Genomic DNA, 12,844 nt, shown 5'->3' with positions numbered 1-12,844 from the left:
AGGAGCAAGCGCGTCAATTCAGCCTATCGCCGACAGCAGCAGGGCCACGCCGGCGAAGATGTAGGCCAGCCAGGTCGCCACCATGCCAACCGATCGCCCGATCGAGGCGCCGCCGTTGGTGGAAAGGCCGAAGGCGTGGATCACCCGGCCGGCGAACAGGATGAACCCGACCACGTGGATGGCCAGCGGCGAGGCGCCGGCCACGGCTAGCACGGCCAGGGCCGCGATGCCGGTCGGCACGTACTCGGTGGCGTTGCCAAAGGCGCGGATGGCGCGGGCCAGTTCCGGGATGCCTTCGTCGCCCAGTGCCACCTTGTGCTTCTGGCGCAGGCGCACGACCAGCAGCGAGAGGATCAGCAGCAGGAAAAGGTGCAGGCCGGCCCAAAGCGCGGCGGCGTGGCCCGAAGCAATCGTGTCCATGGTAGCTCAAGCCCTAGTAAACCAACCCGCCCCCCGGCGAAGGGGCCATATGAGCCCTTCGATCCCCGGTCGGCAACCCGACCCGCCTATCGCGCGATTTCGCGGGCGATCGGATAAAGCAAATAGTGGTCGTCGTAGAAGGGCGTGCGTTCGTAGAACCAGGCCAGGCGCGCTTCCGGGTCGGCGGCGAACGCGGGCTCGGCGGCCAGCTTGGCCTCGAACGCGGCTTTGAGCTTCGGGTCGGCGGCCATCATCTTCTCGGCCAGCGGAGCAATGGCGTAGGACTCGATATATTCCACGCGGCTCAGCACCTCGGGGACCATACCCCAGGCGAAGAAGCTCTCGCCGGACCGAGGCTCCAGCAGCAGCACGATCAGGTCGCCAAGCGGCTGGTCGGTCGGGACGCGGATCGAGCCCTTCGGGAAGGTCCAGGCGCGGGTCTCCGGGACGACCTTGTCGACGCTGATCTGGACGTGGCCCTCGTTGGCGCGGTCGGCAAGCTTGGGCTCGACCAGGCGGATCATCTCGACCGTGAGGGTCTTGTCCTCGGTCAGGGTCTCCAGCGTCACGCCGTGCAGCTTCAGCCGCTCGATCAGGTCGGCGCGGTAGCCCGGCACATAGTAGGCCGTGGGCCGCGCTAGGGTCAGGGTGGGGTGCGAGCCGTAGAACGGCGTCCGCCAGAGCTCCGGATCGGCCTCGCCCAGCCAGCGGATCTCCTTCCGGCCCGAGGCGGGGCTGTCATAGGTCTCGTACTTGATGCCCTTGAAGTGGCGCGTGTAGCTGGGCTTGTCGTCGGAGACGAAGTTGGCCGGGATCTCGGCGGGACGCAGGGCGCTGTCGGCGGCGATGGCGGCGCGTAGGTCGCCGCCCTTGTCAGCCAGCAGCTTCAGCGCTGTCTCGATGAAGACATAGGTCCCGAGCACGCGCTGGGCATGAGGCTTGAGGCTGTGGTTCTCGATCAGGATGGTCGGGATGTGGGCCGCCGCGCCCCAGCCGTTCGAAAAACGCTCGCCCAGGCCGCCGTCGTTGAAGCCAGCCTTGGGGTCCTGGTCATCGACGCCGAACACTAGTTCGCCCGGGATGTGGCCCTCGGCCTCCAGGCTGGCGTTCATGGTCGGCTTGAGCACGTCGTCCAGCCACTGGGCGATCGCCGGCGAGCGGCTCCAGACCCCGTTCTCACCGTTGAAGCCGTAGGTGACGTCGTACTGGTAGTCCAGGCCGTCGGTCACGTGGACGTCGACATAGAGATCGGCCCTGTACCTGGCCTGCAGACGCTTGAGGGCCTGCATCTCCGGCTGGTCCAGCTTCATGAAGTCGCGGTTGAGGTTCTGGTTGGTGGCGGTGTTGCGCCAGCCCTGGATGCGCGGCCCGCGCTGGTTGGGGCGCGAATAGGCCGAAGCCCGTTCATGGCCGTCGACCGACAGGATCGGGATCAGGAGCAGATTGACCTTGTCGAGCAGCCCGTCCTTGCCGTGAAACGCCATGTCCCGCAGCAGCATCATGCCGGCGTCCTTGCCGTCGATCTCGCCGGGGTGGATGCCGCACTGGACCAGCAGCAGCGGCTTCTTCGGGTCCAGCGTCTCGCCATCCTTGCTGGCGATCACCGCGAAGATCGCGCGGCCCTGCGGCGACACGCCGAAGTCCTCGACCCGGATCAGCTTGCTGGCCTTGTCCAGGCGATCGAACCACGCGCGGGTGTCGACATAGTTGGGCGAGAAGTCATGCTCGGCGTCGGCCTCGAACGCCGTCACCCACGGATCGGACGTGTCGCGGATCAGCGCCTGGCTGGCGCCCTGCCAGTGCGGGGCCGGCGGCAGGAAGGGTTGATCCCAGGGGGCTTTGCTGGAGGGCGAGGAGATCTGGGACATGACGGGGCTCGATGACAGGACGGCGATCGCCGCGAGGCGCAGGATGTTCCGCATGGCTATCGTCCTTGTCCGACAGCCAGTCGAGGGCAAGGGCTTAATCAGTCCGGTTCGAACATCAAGCGCAAGACGCCAAGGACCTGGTCCAGCGCGGAGTCGTCCAGCCGGCCCAGCCGCCTGATCAAGCGGCTTCGCGCCACCGATCTGATCTGATCGGGCAAAATTCTCCCGGCCTTTTCCTGGAAGACGACCTCAACGCGAAAGCGCGCCTTGGCGTCGCCCGAACTCATCGGCGCGACGATGAAGATGTCGTGGTGGCTCAAGCGGTCTGGCGAGACGATCACGCACGGACGAGTCTTGCGGATCTCACTGCCCTCGGTTGGATCGAGGCGGGTCAGCCAGACCTCGCCGCGCTTCACCATTCCCAGTCCTTGTCGGCTTCGCTGGTGAGCGGCGCCTCCAGCCATTCACGATCTTCTTCGGTCAAGCCGAGGGCGCCCAGGCGCTTGGAGTCTTCTTCCCAGCCGGCGCGAGGATCCGCGGTCACGGGCGAAAGGAAGACGCGACCGTCCTCCGCCACGAACTCGATGCGGTCGCCCAGCTTGGCGCCGAGCGTCTCCAGCACCGGCTTGGGCAGGATGACGCCTGCTGAGTTACCGATCTTGCGGATAGCCGAGGACATGACCTTCTCCGTTAGAACGGAGTAATAACACGCCGGGCTTATTTTTTCCAGATGGGCGTCCCGTCCCCCGGCAGGCCCAGCCGCGCCCACTTCTCGCTGACGGCGTCGACCACGCTCTGGTCCATGCGGATCTCTTCGCCCCATTCGCGCTTGGTCTCGGGCGGCCACTTGTCGGTGGCGTCGAGGCCGATCTTGGAGCCGAGGCCGCTCTCGGGGGAAGCGAAGTCCAGATAGTCGATTGGGGTGTGCTCGATCACCGTGATGTCCCGGGCGGGATCCATCTTGGTGCTGATCGCCCACATCACGTCCTTCCAGTCGCGGGCGTTGATGTCGTGGTCCACGACGATTACCCACTTGGTGTACATGAACTGGCGCAGATAGCTCCAGACGCCCAGCATCACGCGCTTGGCGTGGCCGGGATAGGCCTTCTTCATCGAGACCACGGCGATGCGGTAGCTGCAGCCCTCGGGCGGCAGCCAGAAGTCGACGATCTCGGGAAACTGCTGGCGGATCAGCGGGATGAACACCTCGTTCAGCGCCTCGCCCAGCACCGAGGGCTCGTCCGGCGGCCGGCCGGTGAAGGTGGTCAGATAGATCGGGTCCTTGCGCATGGTGATCGCGGTCACCTGGAAGACCGGGAACTTCTCGACGCTGTTGTAGTAGCCGGTGTGGTCGCCGTAGGGACCTTCATCCTCGTATTCGTCCAGCAGGACGTGGCCCTCGATGACGATCTCGGCGTGGGCTGGGACCATCAGCGGCACGGTCTTGGCCGGCACGAGGTCGACCTTGGCGCCGCGCAGCAGGCCGGCGAACTGGTACTCGGACAGCGTGTCGGGCACCGGCGTCACGGCCGCCAGGATCGTGCCGGGATCCGCGCCCAGCACGGCGCAGGCGGGCAGGGGATCCTTGTTTCCGGCCTTCTTGTGGCGGGCGTAGTGCTGGGCGCCGCCGCGATGGGCCAGCCAGCGCATGATGCAGCGGTCCTTGCCCAGCACCTGCATGCGGTAGATGCCGAGGTTGAAGTCGTCCTCGCGGTCCTTGCCCGGACCCTTGGTGACGACCAGCGGCCAGGTGATCAGCGGCGCCGGCTCGCCCGGCCAGCAGGTCTGGACCGGCAGCTTGGTCAGGTCGATCTGGTCGCCGGTCAGGACGATTTCCTGCACCGGGGCCTTCTTCACCGTGCCCGGCCGCATGGCCATCACGGTCTTGGCCAGGGGCAGCATGTCCAGGGCGTCCTTCAGCCCCTTCGGCGGGGCGGGCTGGCGCAGGAAGGCCAGAAGTTCGCCCACTTCGCGCAGCTCGCCGGCTGTCTCGCGCGGCTCGCCGCCCAGGGTCACGCCCATGGCCACGCGCTTGACGGTGCCGAACAGGTTGGCCAGGGCCGGCATAGCCGAGCGGCTGCCGTCGGGCAGCAGCACGTGCTCGAACAGTACGGCGGGGCCGCCCGTGGCCAGCAGGCGCGTCTGGATCTCGGTCATCTCCAGTACGGTCGAAACCGGCTCCTTGACGCGGACCAGCTCGCCCTTGGCCTCCAGGACGTTGATGAATTCGCGGAGGGATCGGTAGGCCATGGGGATACTCGTGCGTGCGGTCTAGTTAGCTACGGCTAGATCGTCGGCGTGGATCATCGGACCTTCGGTAAATCCGAGTTCGGCCTCGATGGCGTCGGAGCGCAGGCCGGCGATGCGGTGGGCGTCGGCGCTGTCGTAGCGGACGAGGCCGCGGGCGACCTCGCGGCCGGTCTCGTCGCGCACGCGGACGGCGTCGCCCTTCTCGAACGGACCCTCGATGGCGCGGACCCCGGCCGACAGCAGGCTCTTGCCCGAGGCCAGGGCCTTGGCGGCGCCGGCGTCGACCGTCACCCAGCCCTGCGGGGCCAGCGAGCCGGCGATCCAGGCCTTGTAGGCGGCGGCCGGCGAGGCGTTGGCCTCGATCAGCGTGGCCTTCTCGCCGTCGGCGATGGCGGCCAGCGGACGGGGGCGCGAGCCCAGCGTAATGAGCGTGGCGCAGCCGGCGGCGCGGGCGATGCGGGCGGCGGCGATCTTGGTCGCCATGCCGCCAGTCCCGACCCCCGCCGCGGCGTTGGCGCCCTCGGCCATGCCGGCGATCTCAAGCGTGATCTCGCTGACCAGCGGGATGTGCGCGGCGTCCGGGTTCTTGCGCGGATCGGCGGTGTAGAGGCCGTCGATGTCGGACAGCAGCACCAGAAGGTCGGCGCCGGCCATCTGGGCCACGCGGGCGGCCAGGCGGTCGTTGTCGCCGTAGCGGATCTCTTCGGTGACGACCGTATCGTTCTCGTTGACCACCGGCACCACGCCCAGGCCCATCAGGGTCTCGGTGGTGGCGCGGGCGTTCAGCCAGCGGCGACGCATCTCGGTGTCGTCGCGGGTCAGCAGGATCTGAGCGACGCCGACGCCGTGCGGTTCGAAGGCCTCCTCCCAGGCGCGCATCAGCAGGGACTGGCCGGCGGCCGCGGCGGCCTGCTTCTCCGGCAGGGTCGCCTTGCGGCCGGTCAGGCCCAGGCGACGGCGCCCCAGGGCCACGGCGCCCGACGAGACCACCAGCACCTGCTTGCCCGCGTCGCGCAGGGCGGCCGCGTCGGCGCAGAACGCCTCGAGCCAGGCGTGGTTTGCGCGGCCGGTTTCGGCGTCGACCAGCAGGGCCGAGCCGACCTTGAAGACGATGCGGCGGGCGCTGGAAAACGCCTCGGCGGCCTGGCTCACGGCGTCCAGCCCCCGGGGGTCTCCTCGATATGGTCTTCGTCCTCGTCGATCTCTTCCTCGAGGTCGCCGCGACGGATGCGGACCTGGCGATAGGCGGCGCGCAGCAGTTCGGTGACGCCCTGGCCCGAGACGCCCGACACCAGGAAAGGCTTGATGCCGGAGACCTCGGTCAGTTGGGCCACCTTCTCGGCGAGGGTTTCCTCGTCGAGGGCGTCGATCTTATTCAGAGCCAGGATCTCGGACTTGTCGGCGAGATCCTCGCCATAGGCTTCCAGCTCACCCCGGATCGTGGTCCAGGCACCGGCGATATCGTCCTGCGTGCCGTCGATCAGGTGAATCAGGGTGGCCGAACGCTCGACGTGGCCCAGGAAGCGGGTGCCCAGGCCCGCGCCTTCCGAGGCGCCTTCGATCAGCCCGGGGATGTCGGCGATGACGAAGCGCTCGTCGCTCGACAGGTCCACGACGCCGAGGTTCGGGGTCAGGGTGGTGAACGGATAGTCTGCGATCTTCGGCTTGGCGGCGCTGGCGGCGGCCAGGAAGGTCGACTTGCCGGCGTTGGGCAGGCCGACCAGGCCGACGTCGGCGATCAGCTTCAGCCGCAGCCAGATCCAGCGCTCCTCGCCTTCCTGGCCGGGATTGGCGTATTTCGGCGCCTGGTTCACCGGGCCCTTGAAGTGCAGGTTGCCCCAGCCGCCGTTGCCGCCCTTGGCCAGCAGCAGGCGCGCGCCCGCGTGGTCGAGGTCGGCGATCAGGGTTTCCTTGTCCTCCTCGAGGATCTCGGTGCCCACCGGAACCTTCAGCAGCACGTCGTCGCCGGCGGCGCCGTGGCGCGCGCGACCCATGCCGTGGATGCCCGTGCCGGCCTTGAAGTGCTGCTGGTAGCGGTAGTCGATCAGGGTGTTGAGGCCTTCGACGGCCTCGATCCACACGTCGCCGCCGCGACCACCGTCGCCGCCGTCCGGGCCGCCGTACTCGATGTACTTCTCGCGGCGGAACGACACCGACCCGCCGCCGCCGTTACCCGAGCGGATGTAGATCTTGCATTGGTCCAAGAATTTCATGGCGCTCTTTAGTCCCAAGGCGTCCCATGCGTCGAGCCAAAATGGCCTCACGGCCTTCACGCAGGCCCACCACACCGGCTTTTCAAACCGTGACGCTTGGTCGCGTTAAAAGCGTCACCGCTGTTCGTCATCGTGACGAAATGTTAAAACACATAGTGCGACAAAGTGTCTTGGCAGCGTAACCGCCGTTTCTCTTCGGCGGAGTAGGAGGCTGACCTTGGCTACGGTAGAAGACAGCAACGCCTTACTGATGAAGGATCTGCGCGATTTGTCGACGCAGGAGCTTCATCGCAAGTATAGCGTCGAGGCCTCGGTCCACCGCAACATCTTGATCGGGCGAGGCACCGGCATCGCGCCGCAGTGGCGCGAGTTCAAGACGTTCGTCGCCGAAGTCGGCCTGCGCCCGTCCAGCGACCACACCTTGGTCCTGCTGAATCGCTACGAGCGCACCTATGGGCCCGGACGCGCCAAATGGATGACGGCCGAGGAACAGGCCGCCCACGAGATCGAATTCGACCGCTTGCGCGCGGAACAGCAGCGTGAAGAACAGCTGCTGCTGCACAAGACCGCCGCCGCCAAACGCGCCAGCACGCCCGGCGCGCCGTCGTTCGGCCAGTTCACGCCGATGGCCGGCCGGGCCGTGGCCTTCACCGACGTCGCCCGCAAGCTGGCCATTCCGGTTTCGGCCCTGTCCAAGACCATGCCGGCCGGCACCTCCGCCGACGAACTGGTCAAGCGGTCCAGCACCGCCAACGACCTCATCAACGATCAAGCCACCTGGCTGCCGCCGGATCCGGCCCGCAAGGCGGGCTTCTTCGAGGCCTACCGCATCTGGCACCTGCAGGTTCAGCCGCAGTTCGGCCGCGCCGCCACCCCGACTTTCCTGTTCCTCTACATCGCCCTGCCGGTCATGAAGCAGTGCCGCGACGAGCTGATGGACCTGGACCTGTGGAACCCGCTGGGCCAGCGCGCGACAAGCGCGCGCGACGCCCATATCTCATGGAAGAAATACACCGAGTTCATGCCGCGCGCGCAGGTGGCGCTGATGGAAATCCCCATCTACGCGACCTATTCGCTACTGTCGGACCTGGACGCTCTGTGCGAGCGGATCATCACGGCCGAGAAGCGCTTCCGCGAAGGCCCGCAGAAGGTGATCCACACCCACCGGGCGGCTTAAACTAGATCCTCCCCCGTACACGGGGGAGCATCCTAAGCCAGCCACACCATCATCCGCGTCGCCGCCAGTTCGCCGCGCGCGATCGAGGGCTTGTGCTCGACGACGCCGGTGTACAGGAAGCCGGCCTTGACCAGCACCCGCCCTGACGCGTCGTTGTCGGCGAAATGGCCGGCCACGACATAGCGCTTCTTCCAGGCCGAGCGAGCCCAGTCCAGCGCGCCGCGAGCGGCCTCGGTGGCGTAGCCGCGCCCCCAGTAGGGCCGGCCGATCCAGTAGCCCAGTTCGACCCGAGCCTCCGGCGTGGTGAACATGCCGATGACCCCGATCAGGCCCTCGTCGGCCAGTTCGATGGCGAAGGTGTTGTCGCGCGAGCGGTCCTGGGTGCCGCAGCGGGCCACGAAATCCTCGGCGTGGCCGCGGGTGTAGGGCGCGGGCATGCGGGTGGTCATGCGCGCCACATCATGATCGACGCAGAAGGCCGCCACGCGCTCGACGTCGGCCTTGGCCGGCGCGCGCAGCGTCAGCCGCTGGGTCTCGATGACAGGTCTTTCTTCGATGACGCACATCGGCGCCTCCCAGAGTTCTTCCGGCCCCTTCTGATTGGAGACCGTGACGCCGCCATGGCGAAGCTTTTGCTTTTCCTGGGCGGCGAGACAAAACAAAAGCGGGGAGTCCGGCGTTCCGGACTCCCCGCTAGAGATCGTCTGTCCGGATCGTCTTCTGAGTGAGAAGCACGATCCGAAGAAACTCTGGTTCGTGCTTACTCGGCCGGTTGCGCGGCCGGGGTCACCGTCACGTACGTGCGGTCATGCTTCTTGGTCACGAAGCCCACGGCGCCTTGCACGAGGGCAAAGAGGGTGTGGTCCTTGCCGATGCCGACATTGGCGCCCGGGTAGAACTTCGTGCCGCGCTGACGCACGAGGATGTTGCCGGCGAGAACCTTCTCGCCGCCGAACTTCTTCACGCCAAGGCGCTTCGACTCTGAGTCGCGACCGTTGCTGGACGAGCCGCCTGATTTCTTGTGAGCCATCTTGCTCTCCTACCTTTAGAAGGCGTCGCCCTTAGGCTTCGCCTTCCTCCGTGGTGGCGGCTGCCTTCTTAGGGGCGGCCTTCTTTTTCGGGGCGGCTTCGGCGGCCGGCTCGGCGGCGACGTCAACAGCCTTCGGAGCCTTGGCGGCCTTCTTCGGAGCAGCCGGAGCCGCTTCGGTCGAGCCGGTCGGGATCGTGGCCGGAACGGCGGCGTCGCCGAGGCCGCGAGCGCGGGCGTTCAGGATGACCTTCGGGGTCAGGTCGATCGCGCCTTCCCACTTGGCTTCCAGGCCAGCGCCGACGACCGACGTGACGCGCACGACGGATTCGAACTGGCGGTGACCGCGGGTGCGGCGATAGCCCTGGCGACGGATCTTCTTGAAGATCTTCACCTTCTCGCCCTTGCGGGTTTCGAGCAGGGTCCCGGAGACGACAGCGCCGTCCACGGTAGGGGCGCCGACCGTCACGGCCTCGCCTTCGCCAAGCATCAGGACTTCACCGAAGGCCACGGCAGCGCCGGGTTCACCTTCGAGCTTTTCGACAACCAGCAGGTCGCCGGCTTGAACCCGGTACTGCTTGCCGCCGGTTTTGATCACCGCGTACATAGGTTAGCGCCTTAAAAACGTGCGTTCGCAAAATAGGGAACGCCCGCTCGGAAACCCGGCGGGCGAAGAGGGCGCGACTTATACAGCCAGAAGGGCGGGAGTCAACGCCGTTGGGCCGGAATCCGACGACACGGCGCTTTAGTGCGATTAGGCGGACACGCCCCCTGGGACGTTACTTTATAACGCGCTATATGCCGTGAGGTGAGCTCGACCTTTTTCACTTCCATCGCCGTGACCGGTTTCGCCGTGGCCTTCCTGCATGCGGCCCTGCCGACGCACTGGCTGCCGTTCGTGCTGGTCGGCCGCGCCCAGAAGTGGTCCACGAGCCGAACCCTGGGCGTGACCCTGCTGGCGGGTCTCGGCCATGTGGGCCTGACCATCGCCCTGGGCCTGGGCCTGGTGGTCGCCGGCCTGGCGCTGGAGCCCAAGCTGGGCGGGCTGTTCCACTGGGTGGTTGGCGGCCTGATGGTCGCCGTGGGCCTCTTCTATATAGCGCGCGGGCGTCACAACCACGCTCTGCCCGAGGCCGGACGGCGCAGCTACACGTCCGATCGCGCCGCGATCATCGCCCTGGTCACCCTGCTGACCCTGTCGCCCTGCGAGGCGTTCCTGCCCTACTACCTGGCCGGAATGCAGCACGGCTGGCAGGCCTTCCTGGTGCTGAGCGCGGTGCTGATGATCGCCACCTCGGCCGGCATGCTGATCTTCACCAGTCTGTCCCTGGCCGGTTTCAAGCGTCTGGGCCTGCAATGGGTCGAGCGCTACGAGGAAACCATCCTGGGCGTGGCCCTGGTCCTGGTCGGCCTCGCGGTGGCGTTCCTGAAGACCTAAACGCGCTTCAAGCCTCAAGGCGCTTCCGCTGGGGCCTCGACGCTCCTAAATAGCGGCCATGACCCAAGCTCCCGCCCCCCCTCCGCTTGCTGGAAGTGGCAAGATCCCCGTCACCGTGCTGACCGGCTATCTCGGCGCCGGCAAGACCACGCTGCTCAACCGCATCCTCACCGAGGAGCACGGCAAGCGCTACGCCGTGATCGTCAACGAGTTCGGCGAGGTCGGCATCGACAACGACCTGGTGGTCGGGGCCGACGAGGAAGTGTTCGAGATGAACAACGGCTGCGTCTGCTGCACGGTGCGCGGCGACCTGATCCGCGTCCTCCAGGGCCTGATGAAGCGCAAGGGGGGCTTCGACGCCATCATCGTCGAGACGACCGGCCTGGCCGATCCGGGCCCGGTGGCCCAGACCTTCTTCGTCGACGACGACGTCAAGGCCCGCACGGCGCTCGATTCGGTCACCGCCGTGGTCGACGCCAAGCACATCATGCTGCGTCTGGGTGACAGCAAGGAGGCCGTCGAGCAGATCGCCTTCGCCGACCAGATCGTGCTGAACAAGACCGACCTGGTGTCGGAAGACGACCTGCGGCACGTCGAGGCCCGCATCCGCCGGATCAACCCGCTGGCCCCGATCCACCGCGCCCAGCGCTCCAACGTTCCGTTGGAGGCGATCCTGGGCAAGCACAGCTTCGACCTGGAGCGGATCACCGAGCTGGAGCCGTCGTTCCTGAACCCGGCCCACGGCGAGGCCGGCCATGTGCACGACGAGCACTGCGGCCACGATCACCATCATGACCACGACCACGGGCACGTTCACGACGAACACTGCGGTCATGACCATCACGGGCACGATCATGGCCATGCCAGCGCCATCCACGACGATGGCGTCAAGGGGATCTCCCTGACCCTGGACAAGCCCGTCGACGGCCAGAAGATCACCGCCTGGCTCAATGACCTGCTGGCCAAGCGCGGCCCCGACATCCTGCGCGCCAAGGGCATCATCGACGTGAAGGGCGAGAACAAGCGTCTGGTGTTCCAGGCCGTCCACATGATCCTGGAGGGCGACTTCCAGCGCGAATGGACCGACAAGGACAAGCGCTACAGCCGCATGGTCTTCATCGGCCGCGACCTGGATGAAGCCGAGCTGCGCGCCGGCTTCGAGGCGACGGCGGCCTAGTCACCCATTTCCCCTCTCCCCTTGCGGGAGAGGGTGGCCTCCGAAGGAGGTCGGGTGAGGGGTTGAAGACAAGAACCGCCGCGACGGCTTTGCAGCTGTCGCGGCGGTTTTCGTTTGTGCGACCCCTCATCCGTCGGCCTCGCCGACACCTTCTCCCGCAGGGGGAGAAGGGAAGGGTCCCTAGTGCAGGTCCTCGTTGACGATGCCGACCTTGGTCCAGCCGTTGTCGTGGACTTCGTTGATCACGCCCATCAGCGCCTCGTAGGGCACGTCGGCCTGGGCGCTGATCATGACCCGTTGCTCGCCGCGCGCGCCGGCCTCGCCATTGGCCTTGAACTGGGCGTCCAGGTCGCGGGCCAAGGTGTCCAGGCGCGTGCCCTGGCCGGCCAGGAATAGCGCGCCGGAGTTCTGGATGGCGATCGCCACCGGCTTGGCGGGCGACACCTGGTTCGTGGCTTGCGGCAGGTCCAGCTTGATCGACGTCACCGCCGTGGGGACGGCGACCATGAAGATGATCAGCAGCACCAGCAGGATGTCCACGAAGGGCGTGACGTTGATGTCCGCGTTCTGGCGCACCGCATAGCGACCGCCGCCGCCGCCGGAGAGTTTCGCCGCCATGGTCTTTCCCTTCTCGCGTTGAAGTTACAGATGTAGATTGCTCTTGTTTCTACAATTGTAAAGTCGCGAGTTCAGGACAAGAAAAAGGGGCCCGGCGTCGCCGCCGGGCCCCTGATTTTCGAGATCGTCGAAGCTGCTAGTGCAGGTCTTCGTTGATCAGGCCAACCTTGAACCAGCCCGAGGTCTGCAGCTGGTTCAGCACGCCCATGAAGTCGGCGTACAGCACGTCGGCGTCGGCGCGGATCATGACGCGCTGCTCGTCCTTCGGGCCGGTTTGGCCGGTCGCGGCGAACTTGGCGTTCAGATCGGCTTCCAGGCCATCGAGGCTCGTTTGCTTCTCGGCGATGAAGATCGCGCCCGACTTCTGGATCGAGATGAAGACCGGTTCCTTCGGCTTCGGGGCGTTCGGGGGCGGCGGAACCGCCGGCGGAAGGTCGATCTTGATGGAGGTCACGGCCATCGGCACGGCGACCATGAAGATGATCAGCAGAACCAGAAGGATGTCCACGAAGGGCGTGACGTTGATTTCGGAATTCTGGCCCAGCGAATAACGGCCACCGCCGCCGCCAGCAAGTTTAGCCGCCATAGCCTGACTGTCTCCCAGAAGGCCGCGCCAACACGGGCGCGCCTGAAATGTCGTTACCTCGCCACGTCTG

Annotated in this window: 15 protein-coding genes; 3 read left to right on the top strand and 12 right to left on the bottom strand. The window is 66.6% G+C overall.

All coding sequences use genetic code 11. The annotated features are described in order from the left end of the window. Nucleotides 1–18: 18 nt before the first annotated feature. The 7 genes from ACW175_RS22315 to obgE all read right to left on the bottom strand — a co-directional run bounded on the left by ACW175_RS22315 (nt 19) and on the right by obgE (nt 6,751). A complete protein-coding gene (locus ACW175_RS22315) occupies nt 19–420 on the bottom strand; it encodes an MAPEG family protein (protein ID WP_492102110.1) in 402 nt (133 codons plus the stop codon). 86 nt (nt 421–506) lie between these two features. Continuing rightward, a complete protein-coding gene (locus ACW175_RS22310; RefSeq protein WP_492102109.1) occupies nt 507–2,342 on the bottom strand; it encodes a M14 family metallopeptidase in 1,836 nt (611 codons plus the stop codon). A 44-nt stretch (nt 2,343–2,386) separates the two neighbouring features. After that, nucleotides 2,387–2,707, bottom strand: a complete 321-nt coding sequence (locus tag ACW175_RS22305; RefSeq protein ID WP_492102108.1) for a type II toxin-antitoxin system PemK/MazF family toxin — start codon at nt 2,705–2,707, stop codon at nt 2,387–2,389. Next, nucleotides 2,701–2,967 carry an AbrB/MazE/SpoVT family DNA-binding domain-containing protein gene (locus ACW175_RS22300; RefSeq protein WP_492102107.1) on the bottom strand — a complete coding sequence of 89 codons (267 nt, stop codon included), beginning with the start codon at nt 2,965–2,967 and terminating at the stop codon, nt 2,701–2,703. The genes ACW175_RS22305 and ACW175_RS22300 overlap by 7 nt, the downstream gene beginning before the upstream one ends. A gap of 38 nt (nt 2,968–3,005) precedes the next feature. Then, entirely contained in the window at nt 3,006–4,538 is a 1,533-nt protein-coding gene (locus ACW175_RS22295; RefSeq protein ID WP_492102106.1) for a UbiD family decarboxylase, read from the bottom strand. A gap of 21 nt (nt 4,539–4,559) precedes the next feature. Then, a complete protein-coding gene (proB, locus tag ACW175_RS22290; RefSeq protein ID WP_492102105.1) occupies nt 4,560–5,690 on the bottom strand; it encodes a glutamate 5-kinase in 1,131 nt (376 codons plus the stop codon). Next, a complete protein-coding gene (obgE, locus tag ACW175_RS22285; protein ID WP_492102104.1) occupies nt 5,687–6,751 on the bottom strand; it encodes a GTPase ObgE in 1,065 nt (354 codons plus the stop codon). The genes proB and obgE overlap by 4 nt, the downstream gene beginning before the upstream one ends. 250 nt (nt 6,752–7,001) lie before the next feature. On the opposite strand from obgE, the gene ACW175_RS22280 reads away from it, so the two are divergent. Continuing rightward, the gene (locus ACW175_RS22280; RefSeq protein ID WP_492105031.1) at nt 7,002–7,928 is read left to right on the top strand and encodes a hypothetical protein; all 927 of its coding nucleotides are present in this window, start codon (nt 7,002–7,004) and stop codon (nt 7,926–7,928) included. Between the two features lie 32 nt (nt 7,929–7,960). On the opposite strand, the gene ACW175_RS22275 is transcribed toward ACW175_RS22280, so the two are convergent. The 3 genes from ACW175_RS22275 to rplU all read right to left on the bottom strand — a co-directional run bounded on the left by ACW175_RS22275 (nt 7,961) and on the right by rplU (nt 9,562). After that, nucleotides 7,961–8,494, bottom strand: a complete 534-nt coding sequence (locus ACW175_RS22275; protein ID WP_492102103.1) for a GNAT family N-acetyltransferase — start codon at nt 8,492–8,494, stop codon at nt 7,961–7,963. Between the two features lie 194 nt (nt 8,495–8,688). Further along, nucleotides 8,689–8,958 carry a 50S ribosomal protein L27 gene (rpmA, locus tag ACW175_RS22270; RefSeq protein WP_099581738.1) on the bottom strand — a complete coding sequence of 90 codons (270 nt, stop codon included), beginning with the start codon at nt 8,956–8,958 and terminating at the stop codon, nt 8,689–8,691. Between the two features lie 31 nt (nt 8,959–8,989). After that, nucleotides 8,990–9,562, bottom strand: coding sequence for a 50S ribosomal protein L21 (gene rplU / locus ACW175_RS22265; protein WP_492102102.1), 573 nt, complete (start codon nt 9,560–9,562; stop codon nt 8,990–8,992). A 201-nt stretch (nt 9,563–9,763) separates the two neighbouring features. Between rplU and ACW175_RS22260 the strand changes: the two genes are divergently transcribed. Beyond that, entirely contained in the window at nt 9,764–10,393 is a 630-nt protein-coding gene (locus ACW175_RS22260; protein ID WP_492102101.1) for a hypothetical protein, read from the top strand. A gap of 58 nt (nt 10,394–10,451) precedes the next feature. Then, a complete protein-coding gene (locus tag ACW175_RS22255) occupies nt 10,452–11,570 on the top strand; it encodes a CobW family GTP-binding protein (protein WP_492102100.1) in 1,119 nt (372 codons plus the stop codon). A gap of 180 nt (nt 11,571–11,750) precedes the next feature. On the opposite strand, the gene ACW175_RS22250 is transcribed toward ACW175_RS22255, so the two are convergent. After that, a complete protein-coding gene (locus ACW175_RS22250) occupies nt 11,751–12,188 on the bottom strand; it encodes an ExbD/TolR family protein (protein WP_492102099.1) in 438 nt (145 codons plus the stop codon). A 136-nt stretch (nt 12,189–12,324) separates the two neighbouring features. Further along, the gene (locus ACW175_RS22245) at nt 12,325–12,774 is read right to left on the bottom strand and encodes a biopolymer transporter ExbD (RefSeq protein ID WP_125156952.1); all 450 of its coding nucleotides are present in this window, start codon (nt 12,772–12,774) and stop codon (nt 12,325–12,327) included. Between the last annotated feature and the right edge of the window lie 70 nt (nt 12,775–12,844).

The organism is Caulobacter sp. FV1ye6ST (assembly GCF_058681225.1).
The sequence above is the reverse complement of the archived record's forward strand: the minus strand, read 5'-3'. Positions and strand labels throughout refer to the sequence as shown.